The organism is Camelimonas sp. ID_303_24 (assembly GCF_053543495.1).
The window spans coordinates 37074-58727 of sequence record NZ_JBLLJM010000010.1; the positions used below are offsets into that span (position 1 = coordinate 37074).

The window sequence follows — 21654 nt, forward strand, 5'->3', positions numbered from 1 at the left end:
CTGGCCTCCTGCTGGCGCGGCGCAGATGCGCCACGCTCTGGTGCCACGATCAGGCGTGGTTGGCGGCGACCTCGGCCTGCATGGCAGCGATCACGTCGTCCATGTCGCCATTGGCCTCGCGCATCTGGTCGATCTCGACAAACACATCCAGCAGCTCGCAATCATCGTGGGCGCTGTCGATCAGGTCGTATTCTTCGGAGGTCAGGTCTTCCGGCAGCCAAACCACCTCGACGCCATCAAAGCCAATGGCGGCCGCCAGGCGGTGCGCGCCGCTGAAAGCGATGTCGTGGTCGCCAGCGCGATACATGATGACCGGGCGGCCCTGCCAGCCGTCGCGCTCCAGGCTTTCGCGGATGCGGACGATCTTGTCAGCGTCTTCCGGCTGGTGCGGCAGGATGACAGTGCCCAGATGAATGTTGTCGGAGGTGCGGGCGTTGAGGGCGATGTCGTAGGTCATCTTGAATGCTCCAGCCTCTCAACCGGGAGGCGCCGGCGTCAGTCGCTGCTGACAAAATAGTTATGCCACTTATGCGCACCCTGCGCAATAAAATAATGCGCAGGGCGCGCATTATTTTTGGAGGAAACATGCTGATTGGACTGATGGGGTACGCCGGGGTCGGCAAGAGCACCGTGGCGCGCATCCTCTGCGCAGAGCATGGGTTTGTGGCCCCACATATCGCAGCGCCGATCAAGACGATGCTGGGCGCCCTCCTCCAAGCAACAGGCTATGACGCCCAGACCATCGCCCGCTTTGTCGACGGCGATCTCAAGCGGGAGATCATCCCGGAGCTTGGCGTCACCGCCACCGAGGCGCAACAGACAATCGGCGATTGGGGCCGCGCCTGCCGGCCGGATCTTTGGCTGTCGCTCTGGCTGGCCAAGGCTGACGCGATTATTGCGGCCGGCGGGAGAGTGGTGCAGGAGAGCGTGCGCTTTGCCGATGAGGCGGCTGCGATCAGAGTGCGCGGCGGGATCCTGATTGAGGTGCGGCGACCAGGCTATGGGCCGCTGTCGGGCCATGCCTCGGAGGCAGTGCCAGCGGCGGCAAATCTGCTGTTTGACAATGCGAGCGGCGAGATCGATATGGCAAGGCACATAGAGCATTACATTGCCTTACATTTGGCCTTACAATAAAATTGGCAACGCGATTATCTTGCTGTTTATATTTAATAAAATTACTTCCAATGCATAAATCGAACCCTTTCCTGGGCACCAACTGACTGCAACAACCAGTCAGCAGAATTCGAAACGGTTGTTTCTGAGTTCACCAAATATCCCGTTAAATACGAAGCAATATTACAGCAGCCTAAAGGCTGCGGTAATGATTGCTTTGTCGTTTGTGGCGCGACGCCCACCAGAGCGCTGGCTTTCCCCAGACAGGGCGCGGTCGCCCTGCCCGTGCTGTTGCGGGCGCGCCTTTGGCGACCGGCCTGACCAGACCTGTGGGCAGCCGGAGCGCCCGCGGTCCAGGTTCGTGCGGCCGGCAGCCAATCCCGCCAGCATGGATCGTGTCAGCGCCGCAGACCTTTGAGCCCTCATCCGGGAGGCCCGTCCCACGGGCGCCACGCGCCTGTCGATCCGCCACCCCGCCATCTGCATTTAATGGCGAGGCGCAAATAAGGGGCGGACATAAAACAGCCCCAACCATTCTTGTTATTATAATTCAAAACTGCGTACCCCGGCATTCATTCTCACAGCGGAGCCGAATGCGGACGGCGTATTTGACTATATTTGTCGACTGCCCGGCGCAACGACGTTATCACCAGCCAGCGCCGCAACAATTGCTCTCCACCACTGCGACGCCTACGTCAGGCTTGCCTTTTATGACTGATCTGCTGAAACGCTTCGCGTCCTACTATCGCCCGCACAAGGGCCTGTTCGCGCTGGATTTCGGAAGCGCCATCCTCGCCGGCCTGCTCGAACTCGGTTTCCCGATCGCGGTGATGCTGTTTGTCGACCGGCTGCTGCCAACCGGCCAGCTTGGCCTCATCACCTTCGCGGCGCTTGGCCTGCTGGCGATTTACGCCGTCAGCGCCGGCCTTCAGGTGGTGGTGACCTATTGGGGCCACATGCTGGGCGTCAGGATCGAAACGGAAATGCGCCGGCGGGCGTTCGATCACCTGCAAAAACTGTCGTTCGGCTATTTCGACAACGTCAAGACCGGCCATCTGGTGGCGCGGCTGACCAAGGATCTGGAAGAGATCGGCGAAGTCGCCCACCACGGCCCCGAAGACCTGTTCCTCGCTGTCATGACGCTGATCGGCGCTTTTGTGCTGATGCTCGGCGTACACGCGCCGCTGGCGATCATCACGGCGGTGATCGTGCCGCTGACAGCCCTCATCACCCTGCGTTATGGCGCGCGCATGACCGCCACCTGGCGGGCCATTTACGGGCGCGTCGCCGACTTCAACGCCCGCATCGAGGAAAATGTCGGCGGCATCCGCGTGGTGCAGGCCTTCGCCAATGAGGACCACGAACGCGCCCTGTTCGCCCGCAGCAACAGCGCCTATCTCGCCACCAAGCTCGACGCCTACCGGGTGATGGCGCTGTCCCAGTCCCTGTCCTATCTCTCCATGCGCTTCGTCCAGGTGGTGGTGATGCTGTCCGGCGCCTGGTTTGTGGTGCGCGGTGAACTTTCCGCCGGCGGCTTTGTCGGTTTTCTGCTGCTGGTCAATGTATTCTTCCGCCCGCTCGACAAGATCAGCATGGTCATCGAGATGTACCCCAAGGGCATCGCCGGCTTTCAGCGCTATCTGAAGCTGCTCGACACCCGGCCGGAGATCACCGACCGACCCGGCGCCATGGCGGCGGGGCGCCTGCGCGGCGACATCGCCTATCAGAACGTGAGCTTTGGCTACGCGGGCGGCGCGCCCATTCTGCGGAGCGTCGATTTCTCCTGTCAGGCGGGCGAAACCGTCGCTTTCGTCGGCCCGTCCGGCGCCGGCAAGACGACCATCTGTTCGCTGTTGCCGCGCTTTTATGAGGCAAACGCCGGAACCATCGCCATCGATGGCGTCGATATCCGCGACATGACCCTGCGGTCGCTGCGTGAAAACATCGGCATCGTCAGTCAGGACGTGTTTCTGTTCGCCGGAACCCTGCGTGAGAACATCGCCTATGGCCGGCTGGAGGCAAACGAGGACGCGATTCTGGCGGCGGCCCGCCATGCCCGCCTCGACAGCCTGATCGCCGACCTGCCGGCGGGTCTCGACACTGTCGTTGGCGAGCGCGGCGTCAAGCTGTCCGGCGGCCAGAAGCAGCGCGTCGCCATCGCCCGGGTGTTTCTGAAGAACCCCCCGATCCTGATTCTCGATGAGGCCACCAGCGCCCTGGACACAGAGACGGAACGGGCGATCCAGCAGTCGCTGGCCGATCTGTCGCGCGGGCGCACGACGCTGGTCATCGCCCACCGCCTCGCCACCATCGCCGACGCTGATCGCGTGCTGGTGGTGGAGGGCGGCCAGATCGTCGAACAGGGCGATCACGCCACCCTGCTCAACCGCGCCGGCGGCCGCTATCGCCGCCTGCACGCCGCCCAGACCGGCAGGGTCAGTTCCGGCGCAGACGCGTCCAGCGCTGGGGCCATGCCCAGCCAGGGGGCCAATTCGGGTTGAGAAACCAGGTTCAGCAAAGCGGCCATGTCAGGCGCGCTGGCCCCCACATCGATTGAGCAGTCGCCGTGACCAGGCGACCGGGTCGCTTGTCATCACTCCACGACGCCGGGTTCATGAACCGCTTTCCAGGCTACCCCCGCCACGCGGCTATCGGGCCGGGCGTTCACCGCTTACAGTGCTTCATCGCCCTGCCGGAAGCATGCCATGAGTGTTCCCTGAATGAGCGGTCTGCTCGCCCTGCTTGACGACGTCGCCGCGCTGACGCGGCTGACGGCGGCCTCCCTTGACGACATCGCGGCGAATGCGGCGAAGGCCGGGTCGAAAGCCCTGGGCGTGGTGATCGACGACGCCGCGGTGACGCCGGCCTATGTCAACGGCGTCCACGCCAGCCGCGAGTTGCCGATGATCGGCCGCATCGCGCTTGGCAGCCTGCGCAACAAGGCGGCGCTGGCGCCGGCGCTGCTGTTCCTCAACTGGTTTTATCCGCCCGCCATCACCGCCCTGCTGCTGGTGGGCGGCGCCTATCTGTGCTTCGAGGGGGCTGAGAAAATCTGGCATTTGCTGGCCGCCGGCGCAGATCACGCGGTGAGCGGGGACATGTCGCCGGGCGACCCTGCCTCGCTGGAGCAGGAGCGCGTTCAGGGCGCGATCAAGACGGATTTTATCCTGTCGGCGGAAATCATGACCATGGCCCTGTCGGTCATCACCACCCCCTCCCCCTGGCTTCAGGCCGCCGCCCTGCTCGCTGTCGGCGTCATGGTGACGGCCGGCGTCTATGGCGTCGTTGCGGTCATCGTCAAACTGGACGACGCCGGGCTGTTCATGGCCCGCGCCGGTCGCCTCGCCGCAACCCGCGCCCTCGGCCGCCTGATGGTGAGGAGCCTGCCCTGGATATTGGGAGCGCTGTCCATCATCGGCACGGCGGCGATGCTGTGGGTGGGCGGCAGCATTGTGCTGCACAGCCTGCACGTTTTCGGCCTGCACGCCCCCGCCGACCTCATCGCGCGCACCTCCACCGCAGCCGGGGCGCTGGCGCCGGCGGCCGGCGGCGCTGCAGTGACCTGGCTCGCCAGCGCGACGCTCGACGGCATCGTCGGCCTGGCGCTCGGTCTGGCGCTGGTTCCGCTGGCAAGCCGCCTCTTGAGCCCCCTGTTGCGGCTGGTGACAGGCAGAAAACCCGCCTGACGTCGCCATACGCCATGAACATGGGCCTGACGCCGCCGCCAACCGCGCCAGGGTACGGCTTTCCCCGGTGTGATGACGGGCGTGTTTCGACGCTGCCCGGGTCATGCCGCATCGCATTTTTACGGTTGGACCGATATCGTCGGACCAGCACAACGCCGCAACAGGACCAGCGCTTGCAAACCGCCCGTTTTCTTTGGCTCATCATTCTTGCGGCGGCGCTTGGCGGCGGCGCGACGGGGGTTCGCGCGGCGGAAACGCCGCAGGCGGGCGTGGCTGGCGGACACGATTCTGACGAGGCCGCGTCGAAGCCGGCTGCCGGAACGAAGGCGGACAAGGACAGCGATTCGTCGGATGATGACGATGACGACGACGACGATGATGATGACGACAGGGCGCCGGGCGCTCCACCGGATTCCTGGCCGACAACCTATGTGGATCTGGAAACCGGCTGGTCGTCCACGCCTGGCAATACGGTCGGCCTTGGCCGGAACAACCTGCGCTTTCTCACCGGCCAGAAATCGCGCGGCCTTTACATGTCCGCGCCGCTCACCATCGAACTCAGCGACCGCCTGACCGTTTTCGCCGGTCTCGATGGTTCGGGCTCGCAAACGCTGGGCGACAAATGGAGCAAGTTCACGCCCGCCTCGTGGAGCGTTGGCGGCTCGGCCGAGATCATCGAACAGTCGGGCTTCATGCCTGGCGTCACCCTGTCAGCGTCGGTGTCGCGACCGTTTGAGCCTATCGCACTCAGCGTGTTCAACACCACCTGGACCGGCGGCGTCGATCTCGACTATGCCTTCGACGCGGACCAGACGCGCGGCGTCACGGCGGGCGTCAGCTACAGCCGCACGCAGGTGACCTCCAGCTTTGTCCGGGTGGGGCCGCAACTTGGCGGCTATATCGGCGCCTACTGGAGCCCGTCGGAACTGTTCAATGTTTCCACGCAGGTTGGCGTGCAATATTTCGGCGGCGCGGAGGCCGCGTCGCTGCTGCACCTGAAGCCGGTAACAACGCCCTATGCCCTGGTCGAACTGGAGCACGTCGATGATGACGACAACCGGGTCTTCGCCATGAGCCTTGGGCTCGGCTGGTCGCCAAAGCCGGTGGTGCAGTTCACCTTCTCGACGCCGCTCTACCTCGTCCGCTGATCTGGAGCCGGATAGCGCGCCCCCGCCAGGAACAGGCGGCAAGGGGCGACACGGCCAGAAGCGACACGGCAAGGGGCGCGCGTGGAATTCACGCTTGCAAGCCGCAGCGGCTTTTGCCGGTATCGTGCGCTGGCTGGCAAAAAGCAGCGGCGGAAAGGATCTCCCATGAGCGACAGGACACACTCCATGCGGCGCCACGGGTCGGCGACAGGCGCGCAAGCGCTGGCCGACCTCGACATGACCCTGAGCCTCGGCGACAAACAGTACGCCGCGCAGCTCAAGGAGTTGCAGTTGCGCTTCGAGCGGATCCAGCAGGCTTATCTCTACCACGGGCACAAGGGCCTGGTGGCCTTTGAAGGCTGGGACGCGGCGGGCAAGGGCGGCGCGATCCGGCGGATTTCCGCGGTGATGGACCCGCGCGGGTTCAAGGTCTGGCCCATCGCGGCCCCCGAACCCCAGGATCAGAAGCGCCACTACATGGCCCGTTTCTGGGACCGGGCGCCGGCGCGCGGCGAAATCTGCATCTTCGACCGGTCCTGGTATGGCCGCGTGCTGGTGGAGCGCGTCGAAGGGTTCGCCAGCGCCGCGGAATGGCGGCGCGCCTATGATGAGATCAATGATTTTGAGCAGTTGATGGCCGATGACGGCGCCCGCATCGCCAAGGTATTTCTGTATATCACTCCAGACGAACAGTTACGCCGCTTCCGTGACCGGCTCGAAAACCCGTTAAAACGCTGGAAGTTGAGTTATGAGGACTTCCGCAACCGTGAGAAATGGGGCGAATACGAAGCGGCGGTGAATGACATGCTGGCGCGAACCGACACGGACGCCGCGCCGTGGAAAGTCGTTCCGGCCAATTGCAAGCGTTACGCCCGCATCGCCGCCATGACCGAAATTGCAGACAGGCTTGAAGCCGGCGTTGATCTCGCCCCCCGGCCGCTCGACCCCGAAATCCGCCGCCGGTTCCGCAGCATGGAAAAAAGTCAGGACTGAGCGAAAGCCCGGTCAACCGGCCGGCCGTCACTGCAAAAACCAGCGGTTTCACCCGGTTTCCACAGCCGATGCGCCCGGCTGTCCGCACGGGAGCGCCAGCCGCCCTATCAGCCTGATGTGGAAGACATTTCCCACGCCGCGCCAGCCCCGGGGCGCGGCCAGGCCGCGCCCGGCCATTTTCATCCCGAAGCCGGAAACGTCACGCTTGCGCAGGCGCTTGCCAGGGTCTCGCCGGCCTCAGGGCGGCGGCAACGCCCAAAATGGGGGAAAGGGTCGCAACCCCGCGAGCATTGACAGGCCCGCATATGTGATCTCAGATAAAATATAAATACGGACTCCGGTCACTGGCCGCGTCCAGAATAACCCCTGACTGCCAGCGGCCGCACGGCCGTCGCCGGTCCAGGGACGGCGCTCCGAGGGGGGGACGCCACTGCAGCCCGCATGCTGCGCCAGAGCATTCTCGCACGAGGCGACGGCGCCTTGCGCGAACGTGTGTCACGGGTGCGGATGACGCGTCGCGTTGTCCTGACCTGTTCTGGTGCGTGCGCGGCTCATGGTGCGCGCGCCGGCTTGCGGGCAGTTCGACGACCAGCATGCCTGGCGCGCTTTCCAGGAACGAATTCCAAGGGCGAGCAGACGCTGCGACCACAGACGCTGCGACCCCGGAAGAAAGCGTTCATCACCAACAGGTCCGGACAGGCTTCCGCTTTGACGCGAGCGGCCGCCTGTTCAGGGAACCGGCGGGAGGGCCGTCATGACCGATATTCCGGCGAAGCTGTCGTTCGCTCCGGACAACGCTGGCCATTTGACCGGCCGCGCGTCCGCCGGCCAGCCAGCCACGGGCGCAGCGCCCCTGCTGGAGGTGCGCGAGCTGTCGACGGCTTTCCTCACCAGCACCGGGGAACTGCCGATTACCCGCCAGATCAGCTTCAGCATCAATGCCGGCGAGCGGGTTGGCCTCGTCGGCGAAAGCGGTTGCGGCAAATCGGTCACCGGCCTGTCGCTGATGCGGCTTCTGCCGCCGCACACGGCGCGCATCACCGGCGAAGCGCGCCTCGCCGGACAAAACCTGATGGCCCTGTCCGCCCGCCAGATGCGGGCCGTGCGCGGCCGCGACGTCGCCATGATCTTCCAGGAGCCGATGAGCGCGCTCGACCCGGTGTTCACCGTGGGCGAGCAGATCGCTGAGGCATATCGCGTGCATTTCCCCGTCAGCAAGGCGGAAGCGCGCCAGCGGGCCATCGCGGCGCTGGTGGAGGTGGGTATTCCGGCGCCGGAGCGGCGTTATGACGAATATCCTCACCAGCTGTCCGGCGGCATGCGCCAGCGGGTGATGATCGCCATGGCGCTGATCTGCGAACCGAAGCTCATCATCGCCGATGAGCCGACCACGGCGCTGGACGTCACCATCCAGGCGCAGATCACCGACCTGTTGCGCTCCCTGAGCGAACGCACCGGCGCCGCCCTCATCTTCATCACCCACGACCTGGGCGTCGTCGCCGAGACCTGCACGCGCATGATCACCATGTACGCCGGCGAGATTGTCGAGGACGCGCCGGTGGACGATGCGCTGATGCGGCCGCGCCACCCCTACACCTCCGGCCTGCTGCGGTCCCTGCCCGGTCTCAGCGCCCGGCGCGGCGTATTGCCGTCGATCCCCGGGCGGGTGCCGTCGCCGGGCCGCATGCCGGACGGCTGCCGGTTTCGCGAGCGCTGCGGCCACGCCATGGCCGGGTGCGAACGCGAGCAGGCGTTGCTGCCCATGGCGGCGGACCATCTGGCGCGCTGCTGGCGCGCCCGCGACCTGCGCCTGCCAGGCTCGGTGAACGACATGGCCGCGGACAGTCCCGTCGCCCACAATCTGGCCGCCGCCGCAGGAGAGCTTCGCCCATGAGCATGCACCAGCCAGCCGCGAAGCAGGCGCAAATCCAGGCCCTGCCCCAGGGAGCAGAGCAGCAGCCCCCAGTGCTGCGGGTGGAAGACCTGCGCATCCGCTTTCCTGTCAACAATGGCCTGGAGACGGTGAAGGCTGTCGATGGCGTGGACTTCGAGGTTCGTCAGGGCGAAACCTTCGGCGTCATCGGGGAGTCCGGCTCAGGCAAGACCACCATCGGCCGGGCGCTGGTCTGCCTGCTGCAACCCACGTCCGGGCGCATTCTTCACGATGGCGTCGACCCGGCCACCCTGAGCCGGTCCGCCTTCCGCAAGCGCCGCCGCGACTACCAGATCATTTTCCAGGATCCGAACGCTGCGTTGAACCCGCGCATGACCATCCTCGACAGCGTCATGGAGCCCTTGTGGGCGGCGGGCGAAGGCGACGACGCCACGCGCCGCCGCGTGGCCACCGAGGCGCTGGTCCGCGTCGGCCTGCCGCCGGAGGCGGGCGGGCGCTATCCGCACCAGCTTTCCGGCGGCCAGAAGCAGCGCGTCAATATCGCCCGGGTGCTCACGCTGCGGCCGCGCATGATCGTCTGCGACGAGGTGGTGGCGGCGCTGGACGTGTCGATCCGCGGCGACGTGCTCAACCTGTTCGCCGACCTGCAGCGCGAGTTCGGCCTCACCTATGTGTTCATCACCCACGACATTTCCGTGGTGTCGCACATCTCCGACCGCATCGCCGTCACCTATCTCGGCAAGTTCATGGAGCTGGGGCCGGCTGACGCCGTGACGGAAAAACCGCTGCACCCCTACACCCAGGCGCTGCTCTCGGCCGAGCCCACGCCGCTGCCATCCAGCATGCGGGTCAACCGGCGGATCATGCTGGAGGGTGAAATCCCGAGCCCAGTGTCGCCGCCCTCGGGCTGCCGTTTCCGCACGCGCTGCCCATCGGCGCAGGCGCGTTGCGCCTCGGAAGAGCCGGCCTGGCGCGAATTGCGGCCGGACCACTGGGTCGCCTGCCATTTCGCGACCCCGGAAGGACCGCCGCCGCCCAACGCCTGAACCACAGGTCGCATCACGCATTCAGCCAGACAAATAAAGGCGCGGCCCGGAGAAGGGTCTCACGCCGCAGCAGGGGAAACGTCCATGAGCCAAGACCTTATCCGCGCGCCGCTTGCCAGCATGCTGGACCGCCGTTCGTTTCTTGCCCTGGTCAGCGCCGCCGGCGCGGCGACGCTGGCCGGCGGCTCCGCCCTCGCCGCAGAGCCAAAGCGCGGCGGCGTGCTGCGGCTCGCCGCGGGCATCAATCCCTCGTCGCTTGACCCGGCGACCGGCGGCTCCGGTTTCGACCACTGCTATCTGTGGACGATGTACGACACGCTGGTGGAGTGGGACTACGACACGCTGAAGCCGAAGCCCGGCCTGGCGAAATGGGCCTTCCCCGATCCAAAGACCATGGTGCTCGACCTGCAGCCCAACGTGAAATTCCACGACGGCACGCCGCTCGACGCAGAGGCCGTGAAGTTCAATCTCGACCGCAGCCGTCAGGACCAGCGCTCCAACGTCAAGGCCGACCTGACCAGCATCGCCGAGGTTGTGGTCAGCGGCCCGTTGCAGGTGACGCTGAAACTGAAAAACCCTGACGCGGCCCTCCCGGCCATCCTGTCCGACCGTTGCGGCATGATCATCTCGCCAACCGCTGTCAAAACCCATGGCGCTGCCAGCGACCGCAACCCGGTCGGCGCCGGTCCGTGGAAATTCGTCAGCTGGGCCGACAACCAGAAGGTCGTCGTCACCCGCAACGACAATTACTGGCGCAAGGATCGCGGCTTCGTCGACGGCATTGATTTCAACATCATCCCGGAGCAGGCCACGGGCCTGCGCTCGGTCGTCGCGGGCCAGAACGACATGGCGTTCTCCCTGCCGGCGCGGCTGAAGCCTGTCATCGAAAAGGCCAAGGATTTGCAGAGCGTCTCGGCGCCGACGCTGTACTGCATCCAGTTCTACTTCAATACGAAGCGCAAGCCGCTCGACAATCTGAAGGTGCGCCAGGCGATCAACTTCGCCCTCGATCGCGACGCCTTCGTGCGCGCCACCATGGGCGGCCTTGGCGAGGCGGCGACCATGACCCTGCCCAAATCACACTGGGCCTGGTCCGAGGCGGCCTCGAAGCTCTATCCCCACAACGTTGAGAAGGCGAAGCAGCTGCTGGCCGAAGCCGGCTTTCCCCAGGGCATCGAGCTGACCGTCGGCTCCTACACCGACCAGGATTCCGTGCGCCGCGCCGAGGTGCTGCAGGAGCAGCTCGGCAAGGCTGGCATCCGCCTGAAGTTCACCCGCGGCACCGTGGCCGAGATCAGCGCCAATTTCTTCAACCAGGGCTATGACATGCTGCTGTCCGCCTGGACCGGGCGGCCTGACCCGAGCATGACCTACGCCCTCGGCTTCGACAAAGGCGCCTATTACAACGCCAGTCGCGAGGCCACCGAGGAACTGAGCGACCTCATCCGCCGCAGCCGTGAGAGCGAGGACCTGAAGGAGCGCGCGGCGGTGTTCGACAAGATCCAGCAGATCACCATGGGCCAGGCGCTGTCGGCGCCGGTTGCCTTCCAGTACGAACTCTCGGCGATGACGCCAAAGGTCAAGGGCTATCGTCCCAACCTGCTTGGCAAGCCAAAGTTCGAGTTCGTCAGCCTGGAGTAAGCAGCCGGCGACCACGCCCGACGGCCGCCGCGAGGCTCACGTCCCGCCCCCTGACGGGCGCGGCGGCCGGAACCTTCCCCCTGTCGACCACGGTATCAGATGCTCGCTCCAGCCAAACGCCGGATGATCCGGAGGCGCCTGCTGCAGGCGATTCCGGTCATCATTCTCGCCACCTTCATCGTCTTCGGCCTGCTCAAGCTGGTGCCTGGCGACATCGCCGTGACCCTGGCCGGCGACAACGCCACCGACGCCCGCATCGCCGAGATCCGTTCGATGTATGGCCTCGACCAGCCGTTCCTGGTCCAGTACGGCGGCTGGCTGATGAAGGCGGTGCAGGGCGACCTGTCGAAATCCCTGTTGTCAGGCGAGGCGGTGCTCACCTCCATCGCGCGCTGCCTGCCCAACACCATGCTCATCGTCGTGCTGGCGCTGATGCTCGCCATGGCGATCGGCATTCCCCTGGGCATTCTGGCCGCCAGCCGCCCCGGCGGCTGGATCGACGGCTTTGTCATGTCCGTGGCCTCGCTCGGCGTCGCCATTCCCAATTTCTGGCTGGCGATGCTGCTGGTGGCCTGGCTGTCGCTGAGCATGGGCTGGCTGCCGGCGACCGGCTCGGTTCCATTCACGGAGAACCCTTGGGAATCCTTGCGGCACGCCATATTGCCCGCCGTGGCGCTGGCCTCCGGCGGCATCGCCGAGGTGGCGCGCCAGTTGCGCTCGTCCCTGGTGGAGGTGCTGTCATCGCAGCAGGTGCGCACCCTGCACGCCAAGGGCGTTGGCCCGGCCTCCATCCTCTGGAAGCACGGCCTGAAAAACGTCAGCGTCAACCTGCTCACCGTCATCAGCCTGCTGGCCAACCGCATCCTCGCCGCCACGGTGGTGGTTGAGGCGGTGTTCGCCATCCCGGGCATGGGCGGCCTGATCGTGCACGCCGCCATCCAGCGCGATTTTCCGGTGGTTCAGGGCGTGGTGTTCGTCATGGTGCTGATTGTCGTCAGCATCAACCTGCTGACCGACGTGCTCTACAGCGTGCTCGATCCGAGGATTTCATGATGACTGACGTCACGTTGTCCACGGCCCTCGCCCGTCCGCGACGCCTCAGCGGCTTCGCCCGCTGGCTGCGCACAGACCGGCGCGGCGCCATTTCGCTCTTCTTCCTGCTGGCCCTCGTCGCCGTCGCCATCGCCGCGCCGCTGCTGGCGCCGTATTCGCCGACGGAGCAGAACATCGACGCGGCGCTCGCGCCCATGTCGGCGCAGCACTGGCTTGGCGCCGACGATCTCGGCCGCGACACCCTCAGCCGCCTGCTCTATGGCGCCCGCGCCAGCCTCTACGCCAGCGTGCTGGCGGTGGCCATCGCCATCGCCATCGGCGTGCCGGTGGGGCTGATCGCCGGTTACGCCGGCGGCTGGACGGATGAGATCATCAGCCGCGTCATCGACAGCCTGCTGTCGTTCCCGGCCATCGTGCTGGCCATCGCCGTCACCGGCGCCCTCGGCATTGGCCTCACCAATGGCATGATCTCGGTCGGCATCGTCTTCTCGCCCATGCTGGCGCGGCTGGTGCGGGCCCGGACGCTGGTGGTGCGCAACGATCTCTATGTGGACGCCGCCCGCTGCTTCGGCCTGCCCACCTGGCAAATCCTGTGGCGCCACGTGCTGCCCAACACCATCCAGCCGGTCATCGTTCAGGTCACGCTGCTGCTGGCGGCGGCGCTGCTGGCCGAGGCCAGCCTCAGCTTCCTCGGCCTCGGCATCCAGCCGCCCGAGCCAAGCTGGGGCGCCATGCTGGCCCGCGCTTACCAGAACATGGAGATTTCGCCCGAGCAGATGTATCCGCCCGGCCTCATCATCATGTTCACCGCCCTCGCCTTCAACACCCTGGGCGAATCGCTGCGCACCGCGCTGGATCCGACCATGAAGCGCCTGTGAGCGCCCATTGCGCCAATCCCGGCAAGACCCGGGGTTGGCCCGATGATTTTTGCACCGACGCACGACACAACAATAAAATCGCGTGAGGAAACAATGACGCCCGAGGAACTGTTCGCCGACATGCTGGCGCATGGCGAGATGGTGCTGGAACGCCTGGATGACATTGCCGCGCGCCTGCCGGACAAGACCTTCATCCATTATGGCGAGGACAATGTCCGCCTGAGCTTCGCGGAATTTCGCAACCAGTCCGACGCCATCGCCGCCGGCCTTGTCGCCATGGGGTTGCCGCGCGGCCAGCCGGTCAGCGTGCTCACCCGCAATTCACTGGTGGCGGCGCTGGCCATGTTCGGCGTCTGGCGGGCCGGCGGCGTCTATGCGCCGGTGAATTTCAACTTCACCGGGCCGCTGCTCTCCTACCAGCTGCGCGACACCAACCCGTTCGCGTTGATCACCGACCCCAGCTTCGCGCCGGTTCTGGGCGGCATTGTCGATGAAATCCCGCTGCAGCGCCTGATCGTCCACACGCCGGCCCCGGCCGATCACGACGCCACGGGCGAGCGTTTCGGCGCCGGCTTCAGCCGCCTTGAGATCAGCGACTTCGCCGCCTTGCTGAAATCGCCTGGACCCGCGCCGCGTTTCGACTTCCGCCCGTTTGATCCGGCCAACATCGTCTACACGTCCGGCACCACCGGCCCGTCCAAGGGCGTGTTGCAGCCGTTCCGCTGGCTGAACAATTACCTGCACCTGATGCGGCGCATGACCACCGCCGACGACGTGATCTATTGCGATCTGCCGATGTATCACGTGGGCGGCGCCTTTTTCCTGCTGGCCCGCGCCGTCTGGCAGGGCAACACCGTCGGCCTGTGGGACAAGTTCAGCCCCAACAAATTCTGGGACCGCATCGCGGAATGCGGCGCCAGCACCTGCGTGCTGCTCGACGTCATGGTGCCCTGGCTGATGTCGGCGCCGCCGCGCGACAGCGACCGCGCCAACACCCTGAACAAGGTGCACATGCAGCCGCTGCCGCCCAATCACCACGAGGTGGCGCAGCGCTTTGGCTTCGACTTCGTCACCTCCGGCTTCGGCCAGACCGAATCCGGCCTCGGCTTCGCCGGCCTCATCGACCAGTTCGGCGAGGCCGAGGGCACGCCTGCGCATATGTGGAAGGGCTACTCCAAAGCCGACGTGCTTGCCCGCAGTCGCGCGAGCGGCCGGCCGGTTCTCAATGGCGCCGAGCCCGCGCCCAAGGGCTTCATGGGCGCGCCCAACCAGGTTTACGAGGTCGCCGTCCTCGATGAGGACGACAACCGCCTGCCGCCGGGCGAAGTCGGCCAGCTGGCCTTCCGCCCGCGCTATCCCGGCCTGTTGCTGCTGGAATATTTCGGCAAGCCCGAAGCCACCGCGAAAGTGCTGCGCACCTGCTGGTTCCACACCGGCGACGCCTGCCGCGAACTGCCGGAGATGCCTGGCGTCTACAGTTTCGTTGACCGCATGGGCGGCTTCTTCCGCGTGCGCGGCGAGAACGTCTCGTCCTACGAAGTGGAGGCCCTGCTCGCCCGGCACGACAAGGTGCGCGCCGCCGCCGCCGTTCCCATTCCGGCGCGCGTGGGCTCTGAAGAGGACATCGCCGTGTTCATCGAACTGGTCGAAGGCGAGACCATGGACGAGGCGGAGCTGCGCGACCACGCCCGGGCGATGATGCCGAAATACATGCAGCCGGCCCACGTCCGCTTCATCGACGCCCTGCCGCTGACGCCGACCAGCAAGATCGAGAAGTACAAGCTGAAGCGCCAGATCATGGACGAGCTGGGCCTCTGATCCGCCAACCGGAACCGACCAGGAAAGACGCCATGACCCTGAACGTCGAAAACCAGACGCGTCCGGCAACCGATGAGGACGCCTACCTCGCCCACCTGCGCGACCTGCATGACAGGGCGTGGCCCGCCGGCGTTCCGCGCACGCCGACGTATGTACACGGCGAAATCCCGCTCAGCGAATATCTGCGCACATGGGCCAGGCTGCAGCCGGACCGCGACGCGCTGATCTTCTATGGCCGCCGCTACACCTGGCGACAGCTGGACGATCTCAGCGACCGTTTCGCCGCGCTGCTGCAGCGCCTCAATGTCCAGGCCGGCGACCGCGTCGCCGTGTTCATGCCCAACTGCCCGCAGTTCCACGTCGTCTTTTTCGGCATTCTCAAGCTTGGCGCCGTGCACGTGCCGGTCAGCCCGCTGTCGCGCGCCTTTGAGCTGGCCTATGAGCTGAACGACACCGGCGCCGAAGTCATCGTGGCGCTGGATGAACTCACGGACATCGTCGATGCGGTGCGCGGCGAAACCAGCCTGCGCGAGGTCATCGTTACCGGCTTCGCCGACGCGCTGCCGGAGAATCCGGAAATCCCGGTTCCGGCCTCGCTGCTGACGGCGCGGACGCTGCCGGCCGGCGCCACCGACCTGATGCCGGCGCTGGCGGCGATCACCGACGCCGCGCCGCTGCCGCCGCCTGATATCGACGCCGTGGCGGCGCTGAACTACACCGGCGGCACCACCGGCATGCCCAAGGGCTGCGTCCACACCCAGCGCGACATGGTCTACACCGCCGCCGCCAATTACGGCGTCTCGCTGCGCATGTCGCCGGACAATGTCTCCCTCTCGTTCTTCCCGGAATTCTGGATCGCCGGCGAGAACGCCGGGCTGATCTTCCCCACCTTCGCCGGCTCGACCCTGGTGCTGCTGGCGCGCTGGGATCCGCTGGGCGTGCTGGCGGCCATCGACCGCTACAAGGTCAACACCATGGCCATGCCGGTGGACGGCGCCGTCGAGCTGATGGAGCATCCGCGTTTCGGCGATTTCGACCTGTCGTCGCTGGCCCAGGTGCGCGTCGTCTCCTTCGTCAAGAAGCTCAACGCCGGATATCGCGACCGTTGGAAAGCGCTTACCGGCCTCACCCTGGTGGAGAGTTCGTGGGGCATGACCGAGACCCACACCTCCAACACCTTCACGGTCGGCTTCCAGAACCACGATTTTGACCTGAACACCCGGCCGGTGTTCGTCGGCCTGCCGGTGCCCGGGGCCGAATTCAAGATCACCGATTTCGAGACGGGCGACCTGGTTCCCCTCGACGGCGAAGGCGAAATCCGCGTGCGGACGCCGTCACTGCTCAAGGCCTACTGGAACAAGCCGGAAGCAACGGCCGAGGCGCTCGGCGACGGCTGGCTGCGCACCGGCGACATCGGCTGCATCGACGCTGACGGCTTCCTGCATTTTCTCGGCCGCCGCAAGGAAATGCTGAAGGTGAAGGGCATGAGCGTGTTCCCGCCGGAGATCGAGGCGGTGCTCGGCCAGCACCCGGCGATTCTCGGCTCAGGCGTCGTCGGCCGCGCCGACCCGGACAGGGGCCAGGTTCCGGTAGCCTTCATCCAGCTGAAGCCGGAGGCGGCGCACGAGGTCACGGCGGCCGATATCGAAGCCTGGTGCCGCGAGCGCATGGCCAGCTACAAGACGCCGGAGGTGCGCCTGGTCGAGGCCCTGCCGATGACCGCCACCGGCAAGGTGCGCAAGCAGGACCTCAGCGCCGATTGATGCGCGATGCGGCCAGGGGCGCGCCCTGGCCCGCCGGCGCCCTTATTTCCTGACGAAGCGATCGATTGCCTCGCGGAACGCCGGCGTCTGCATGCACTGGGCCATGGCTTCCATCTCGGCGTCGAGCTGGGCCGCCGCCGGGGTCCGCGACGCCTGCTGCACCAGTTGCTTGGTCAGGCGGATGGCGTCCGGCGTGTTGCGGGCGAGGCGCGCCGCCATGTCGGCGGTGGCGGCCTCAAGCTGGTCGGCGGGCACAACCTGATTGACCAGGCCCAGCTCCAGCGCCTGCTGCGCCGTCAGGCTGTCGGTGGCGAGAAACAGCTCCAGCGCCTTGCGGGGACCGATGCGCTCGACAATGCCGATGGAGCCGCCGCCGTCCGGCGTAACGCCCAGCTTGTTGTAGGCGGTGGTGAAGCGGGCGCTGTCCGCGGCGATGCAGATGTCGCCGAGCGCCGCGATCGAGAAGCCGGCGCCGGCGGCGGCGCCATGAACGCTGGTCAGCAGGATGCGCGGCCCGTCGCGCAGCGCCATCAGGAAGACGTGCAGCGCCTCCAGCAGTTCGCGCACCATCGGCTCGATATTGTCGATATGGGCGACGAAGCAGCGGATGTCGCCGCCGGCGCAGAACGCCGGCCCGTTGCCGCGCAGCACCACGACGCGAATGTCGGGATTGCCCGTGATCTGCGGGGCCAGCGTCGCGAGATATTTCGCCTCGTCAAGACCGATGGAATTGTAGCCCTGCGGCTTGTTGAAGGTGACGGTGGCGATGGCGCCCTGAATATCGAGCAGCGCGAACGGTTCAGCGGTCACGGCGTTCCCCTCTCCCGAATGGTGTTTCCCGGCTCATGTTGTCCGCAGCCATGGCGCGTTTCGCCGGTACAGGCAACCCGCTGCGGCATGGGCGCCCAGGCGGCGCCGGGCGCCCCCGGGGCGTCCGCCATTTTGCCGGGCGGTGATTTTGCGCGGTGACTGGGCGCGGGACGCGGAGTATGAGACCATTCCAGACAAGCCTCACAACGCAACACGCCATGATGGAGCGGCCCGCATCTGCCCCAGGCAGAAACGCTCCAGGGAGCATTGCAGCCCATGACCAACCGGGTCCACCGCGGCGACCTGCCCGCCGACGTCGATTTTGGTTCTTCCGTCGCCATCGACACCGAAACGCTCGGCCTCAACCCGTTGCGCGACCGGCTGTGCGTCGTCCAGCTCTCGGACGGCAAGGGCGACGCCCATGTGGTGCAGATCCTGCGCGACGGCCCGCCGCCAGAGAACCTCATCCGCCTGCTCGCCAACCCGGACGTGCTGAAGATCTTCCACTTCGCCAGATTCGATCTGGCCGTGCTGGAGCGCTATCTCGGCGTGATGACCACGCCGGTCTATTGCACCAAGATCGCCTCGAAGCTGACCCGCACCTACACCGACCGACACGGCCTGAAGGACCTGACGCGCGAACTGCTGGGCGTTGACCTCTCCAAGCAGCAGCAATCGTCGGACTGGGCGGCGGAGACCCTGAGCGACGCCCAGGTCGCCTATGCCGCCTCCGACGTGTTGCACCTGCACGCCCTGAAGGCAAAGCTGGACGCCATGCTGGCCCGGGAAAACCGCACGGAGCTGGCCAAGGCCTGCTTTGAATTTTTGCCGACCCGGGCGCGCCTCGATCTGGCGGGCTGGCCCGAGGCCGATATATTCGCCCACACGTAAGACAACGCGCCGATCGCGCGTCGGCAGCGGATATCGCGCGCCCGGCGGCGGACATATAACGACGCCAGGAAGCGGTTGAAATCCTGCGTATCAACCGGACCGCCAGTCGACGCGGCGGCGCCAGCAGGGTCCGCCGCCTTCGCTCCGGCGCATTTGGTCCATTTTGGGAACCCATTGTCGCCGAAAGCCTGCGGCAGGGTGCGGCTCCCAGAATCCGGAAACCATTTCGGCTTATGGATTGATGCAAACGACCTGAAGCGGGCCAGGATCCCGAGCGGCAAGAGCTGTAGCAGGACGACCTGACCTGAACTGGCGATGCGGCTCGCATTTGCGACGCCTCCCGCCCATATGACGGAATTGGCGCGGCGCGCGTCCAGGGCCATTCAGGTCCGCATGCGTCAGGCCGGAGATACGGGCGCCCGCCGCCAGCCGGCGCGGGCGTGGGAAAATTGAAGATGAGCAATACGATGAGGGCGGGCCACCCCGCCATGGGGCATGGTTTGCTGGATGGCGAACGTCTGGGCGCCTACCGCGCCGCCCTGCGCCATTCCCGCCTCGTCCGCGCCCTGCGCCTGATCATTCCGGCGGGCGCGACGGCGGCTGTCATCGCCCTCATCGCCTGGAGCCTGTTCCGGCCGCTCGGCAATATCGCCGGCCTGGAAATGGGTCCGGTGGCGCTCACCGGCACCAAGGTGACCATGGAAAAGCCAAAGCTGACCGGCTTCCGCAAGGATGGCAAACCTTATGAGGTGACCTCGCTCGCCGCCTCCCAGGACGTGCGCAAGCCTGGCATCGTCGAGCTGGAGCAGATCAACGCCCGCCTCGGCGCCGTCGGCGACAACGCCACGCACATGGTCTCCGCGCGCGGCATCTACGACATGAAATCTGAAAAGCTGGAGCTGTCTGGCGGCATCGACGTGCGCACCGACAATGGCGACAAGGCCAGGCTCCAGGCTGCCCACGTCAATCTGAAGGGCGGCGAGCTTGAAACCAAGCAGCCCGTGCAGATCACCACCGCCAATGGCGGCTCCGTTAACGCAAATTCCATGCGCGTCACCGACAGTGGCAAGGTAATCGTGTTCGAAGGCCGCGTGCAGACTGTGTTATATCCGCAGCAGGACGGCCAGCAGGGCGCGTCCGCTACAACCCCCGGCCAGGCTGCCGCTACGGGCGCCGCCGGGAAACCGGATACAGGTGACCTGCAATGATGCGCCGCTTTGCTCCTGACAATTGTCCGCCAGCCGGGGCTCCCGCCGCGAGCCGCCGCCGCCTGCCGCCGGACATGGTCTGGCGCGGCGCGCTGGCCGCGTGCATCGGGATGGCCGCCGCCCTGCTGCCCGCCGCTCAGGCCGGGGCGCAGCCGAAAAAGCCGCAAGCCGCCGCTCCCGCCCAGAACCAGGGCTTCGCCGGCTTTGGCGGCGCCAACAGCAAGGAGCCGATCAAGATCGATTCCGACCGGCTCGACGTGTTCGACAAGGAAAAGAAAGCGATCTTCGCCGGCAACGTCGTGGCGGTGCAGGGTGAAACCACCATGCGCTGCAAAACCCTGACGGTCTTTTATGAGCAGGGCGTCGGAGCCCAGGGCGGCGCCAAGTCGGCGCCGGCAGCCCAGGCCGGCGGCGACAACAATGGCGTGCGCCGTCTGGAATGCGCCGGCCCGATGACCGTCATCTCCAAGGACCAGATCGCCACCGCCGACAACGCCACCTATGACAAGGGCGAGCAAAAGGTCTACCTGATCGGCAACGCCAAGCTGAGCCAGGGCGAGAACGTCACCACCGGCGACCGGCTGATCTATGACCTGAGCACCAGCCGCGCTTCCGTCGAGCACAAGCCCGGCCAGCGCGTCCGCGCCCTGCTGGTGCCAGGCAATGACGACAAGCAGCAACCCGGCAAACCGGCCAAACCGCAGCCCGGCAAGCAACACTGACCCATTATTGGCGATGATATATTTTTGGCGAAGCGGACGCCTGACGACGCCCGCTTTGTGAACAACAGGTTTGACAGGATGTATGACAGCACGGACGCTCCGACCGCCGGGTCTGGCAAACAGCACTGGACGCACGCCGATCACGCGGCGCGTCTGGCCTCGGCCTCCGGCGGCGTGCTGTCTGTCGACGGCCTGCAGAAGAGCTACGGCGGCCGCACCGTCGTGAAAGGCGCCAGCCTGTACGTGCGCAATGGCGAGGCGGTGGGCCTGCTCGGCCCCAACGGCGCCGGCAAGACCACCATCTTCTACATGATCACCGGCCTGGTGCGGGCGGATCAGGGCGTCATCGGCCTTGACGGCTACGACATCACCCGCCTGCCCATGTACCGCCGCGCCCGCCTCGGCATTGGCTATCTGCCTCAGGAGGCTTCGATTTTCCGCGGCCTGTCGGTGGAGGACAATATCCGCGCCGTGCTGGAAGTCACCCAGCCGGACAAAAAACTGCGTGAGCGCGAGCTGGACCAGCTGCTGGATGAATTCCAGATCGCCCGCCTGCGCAAGGCGCCGTCGATCGCCCTCTCAGGCGGCGAGCGTCGCCGCTGTGAGATCGCCCGCGCCCTCGCCGGCCGGCCATCGTTCATGCTGCTCGACGAGCCCTTCGCCGGCATCGACCCGATCGCCGTCGGCGACATTCAGGAACTGGTCAGCCAGTTGACCCGTCGCGGCATCGGCGTGCTGATCACCGACCATAACGTGCGCGAAACCCTCGGCATGGTCGACCGCGCCTACATCATCCACTCCGGCCAGGTGTTGATGGAAGGCCGCGCCGAAGACGTCATCGCCAATCCGGACGTGCGGCGGCTGTATCTGGGCGAAGACTTCCGGCTCTGAGAGCCATGCCCGCGCGGTGAGCGCCACCCGCGCCAGGGCGCGCGGCGGCAAGATGCGGCGAGACAGCCGGGCGAGACAGCCGGACAAGACAGCCAGGCC

18 protein-coding genes are annotated in these 21654 nt (G+C 66.2%); 16 read left to right on the plus strand and 2 right to left on the minus strand.

The window, feature by feature from the left end; genetic code table 11:
• Positions 1–49 precede the first annotated feature (49 nt).
• Complete coding sequence (locus ACERNI_RS10895) at positions 50–457, minus strand: hypothetical protein (RefSeq protein WP_448833320.1); 408 nt, start codon at positions 455–457, stop codon at positions 50–52.
• Between the two features lie 128 nt (positions 458–585).
• Here ACERNI_RS10895 and ACERNI_RS10900 point away from each other — a divergent pair, with 128 nt between their 5' ends.
• From ACERNI_RS10900 to ACERNI_RS10955, 12 genes are all read left to right on the plus strand, one after another.
• Positions 586–1134: a deoxynucleotide monophosphate kinase gene (locus tag ACERNI_RS10900; protein ID WP_448833321.1), complete on the plus strand. Its 549-nt coding sequence runs from the start codon at positions 586–588 to the stop codon at positions 1132–1134.
• A gap of 689 nt (positions 1135–1823) precedes the next feature.
• Positions 1824–3614, plus strand: coding sequence for an ABC transporter ATP-binding protein (locus ACERNI_RS10905; RefSeq protein WP_448833322.1), 1791 nt, complete (start codon positions 1824–1826; stop codon positions 3612–3614).
• Between the two features lie 219 nt (positions 3615–3833).
• Positions 3834–4799 carry a DUF808 domain-containing protein gene (locus ACERNI_RS10910; RefSeq protein ID WP_448833323.1) on the plus strand — a complete coding sequence of 322 codons (966 nt, stop codon included), beginning with the start codon at positions 3834–3836 and terminating at the stop codon, positions 4797–4799.
• A gap of 173 nt (positions 4800–4972) precedes the next feature.
• A complete protein-coding gene (locus ACERNI_RS10915) occupies positions 4973–5947 on the plus strand; it encodes a hypothetical protein (RefSeq protein ID WP_448833324.1) in 975 nt (324 codons plus the stop codon).
• 165 nt (positions 5948–6112) lie between these two features.
• Entirely contained in the window at positions 6113–6940 is an 828-nt protein-coding gene (locus ACERNI_RS10920; RefSeq protein WP_448833325.1) for a polyphosphate kinase 2 family protein, read from the plus strand.
• Between the two features lie 754 nt (positions 6941–7694).
• Positions 7695–8834 (plus strand): ABC transporter ATP-binding protein, encoded by a 1140-nt coding sequence (locus ACERNI_RS10925; protein WP_448833326.1) that lies wholly within the window; start codon positions 7695–7697, stop codon positions 8832–8834.
• A complete protein-coding gene (locus ACERNI_RS10930; RefSeq protein ID WP_448833327.1) occupies positions 8831–9880 on the plus strand; it encodes an ABC transporter ATP-binding protein in 1050 nt (349 codons plus the stop codon). Before ACERNI_RS10925 ends, ACERNI_RS10930 begins: the two co-directional genes overlap by 4 nt.
• Positions 9881–9964: 84 nt before the next feature.
• The gene (locus ACERNI_RS10935) at positions 9965–11521 is read left to right on the plus strand and encodes an ABC transporter substrate-binding protein (RefSeq protein WP_448833328.1); all 1557 of its coding nucleotides are present in this window, start codon (positions 9965–9967) and stop codon (positions 11519–11521) included.
• Positions 11522–11644: 123 nt separating this feature from the next.
• On the plus strand, positions 11645–12574 hold the full coding sequence (locus ACERNI_RS10940) for an ABC transporter permease (RefSeq protein WP_448833329.1): 930 nt from the start codon (positions 11645–11647) through the stop codon (positions 12572–12574).
• A complete protein-coding gene (locus ACERNI_RS10945) occupies positions 12574–13452 on the plus strand; it encodes an ABC transporter permease (protein WP_448833389.1) in 879 nt (292 codons plus the stop codon). Before ACERNI_RS10940 ends, ACERNI_RS10945 begins: the two co-directional genes overlap by 1 nt.
• 93 nt (positions 13453–13545) lie before the next feature.
• Positions 13546–15270 (plus strand): class I adenylate-forming enzyme family protein, encoded by a 1725-nt coding sequence (locus ACERNI_RS10950; protein WP_448833330.1) that lies wholly within the window; start codon positions 13546–13548, stop codon positions 15268–15270.
• 32 nt (positions 15271–15302) lie between these two features.
• Complete coding sequence (locus ACERNI_RS10955) at positions 15303–17033, plus strand: AMP-binding protein (RefSeq protein ID WP_448833331.1); 1731 nt, start codon at positions 15303–15305, stop codon at positions 17031–17033.
• 42 nt (positions 17034–17075) lie between these two features.
• Here the strand turns inward: ACERNI_RS10955 and ACERNI_RS10960 are convergent, their stop codons facing one another.
• Positions 17076–17843, minus strand: a complete 768-nt coding sequence (locus ACERNI_RS10960) for an enoyl-CoA hydratase/isomerase family protein (protein ID WP_448833332.1) — start codon at positions 17841–17843, stop codon at positions 17076–17078.
• Between the two features lie 276 nt (positions 17844–18119).
• Between ACERNI_RS10960 and ACERNI_RS10965 the strand changes: the two genes are divergently transcribed.
• From ACERNI_RS10965 to lptB, 4 genes are all read left to right on the plus strand, one after another.
• Positions 18120–18734 (plus strand): ribonuclease D, encoded by a 615-nt coding sequence (locus ACERNI_RS10965; protein ID WP_448833333.1) that lies wholly within the window; start codon positions 18120–18122, stop codon positions 18732–18734.
• A 455-nt stretch (positions 18735–19189) separates the two neighbouring features.
• The gene (gene lptC / locus ACERNI_RS10970; protein ID WP_448833334.1) at positions 19190–19942 is read left to right on the plus strand and encodes an LPS export ABC transporter periplasmic protein LptC; all 753 of its coding nucleotides are present in this window, start codon (positions 19190–19192) and stop codon (positions 19940–19942) included.
• Complete coding sequence (gene lptA / locus ACERNI_RS10975) at positions 19939–20664, plus strand: lipopolysaccharide transport periplasmic protein LptA (RefSeq protein ID WP_448833335.1); 726 nt, start codon at positions 19939–19941, stop codon at positions 20662–20664. Before lptC ends, lptA begins: the two co-directional genes overlap by 4 nt.
• A gap of 78 nt (positions 20665–20742) precedes the next feature.
• Positions 20743–21555, plus strand: coding sequence for an LPS export ABC transporter ATP-binding protein (gene lptB, locus ACERNI_RS10980; protein WP_448833336.1), 813 nt, complete (start codon positions 20743–20745; stop codon positions 21553–21555).
• Positions 21556–21654: the final 99 nt, after the last annotated feature.

Bases quoted from the DNA above. Each gene is read 5' to 3' on its own strand.
- ACERNI_RS10895 (WP_448833320.1), bottom strand. From the start codon at position 457: ATGACCTACGACATCGCCCTCAACGCCCGCACCTCCGACAACATTCAT.
- ACERNI_RS10900 (WP_448833321.1), top strand. From the start codon at position 586: ATGCTGATTGGACTGATGGGGTACGCCGGGGTCGGCAAGAGCACCGTG.
- ACERNI_RS10905 (WP_448833322.1), top strand. From the start codon at position 1,824: ATGACTGATCTGCTGAAACGCTTCGCGTCCTACTATCGCCCGCACAAG.
- ACERNI_RS10910 (WP_448833323.1), top strand. From the start codon at position 3,834: ATGAGCGGTCTGCTCGCCCTGCTTGACGACGTCGCCGCGCTGACGCGG.
- ACERNI_RS10920 (WP_448833325.1), top strand. From the start codon at position 6,113: ATGAGCGACAGGACACACTCCATGCGGCGCCACGGGTCGGCGACAGGC.
- ACERNI_RS10925 (WP_448833326.1), top strand. From the start codon at position 7,695: ATGACCGATATTCCGGCGAAGCTGTCGTTCGCTCCGGACAACGCTGGC.
- ACERNI_RS10930 (WP_448833327.1), top strand. From the start codon at position 8,831: ATGAGCATGCACCAGCCAGCCGCGAAGCAGGCGCAAATCCAGGCCCTG.
- ACERNI_RS10935 (WP_448833328.1), top strand. From the start codon at position 9,965: ATGAGCCAAGACCTTATCCGCGCGCCGCTTGCCAGCATGCTGGACCGC.
- ACERNI_RS10940 (WP_448833329.1), top strand. From the start codon at position 11,645: ATGATCCGGAGGCGCCTGCTGCAGGCGATTCCGGTCATCATTCTCGCC.
- ACERNI_RS10945 (WP_448833389.1), top strand. From the start codon at position 12,574: ATGACTGACGTCACGTTGTCCACGGCCCTCGCCCGTCCGCGACGCCTC.
- ACERNI_RS10950 (WP_448833330.1), top strand. From the start codon at position 13,546: ATGACGCCCGAGGAACTGTTCGCCGACATGCTGGCGCATGGCGAGATG.
- ACERNI_RS10955 (WP_448833331.1), top strand. From the start codon at position 15,303: ATGACCCTGAACGTCGAAAACCAGACGCGTCCGGCAACCGATGAGGAC.
- ACERNI_RS10965 (WP_448833333.1), top strand. From the start codon at position 18,120: ATGACCAACCGGGTCCACCGCGGCGACCTGCCCGCCGACGTCGATTTT.
- lptC (WP_448833334.1), top strand. From the start codon at position 19,190: ATGAGCAATACGATGAGGGCGGGCCACCCCGCCATGGGGCATGGTTTG.
- lptA (WP_448833335.1), top strand. From the start codon at position 19,939: ATGATGCGCCGCTTTGCTCCTGACAATTGTCCGCCAGCCGGGGCTCCC.
- lptB (WP_448833336.1), top strand. From the start codon at position 20,743: ATGTATGACAGCACGGACGCTCCGACCGCCGGGTCTGGCAAACAGCAC.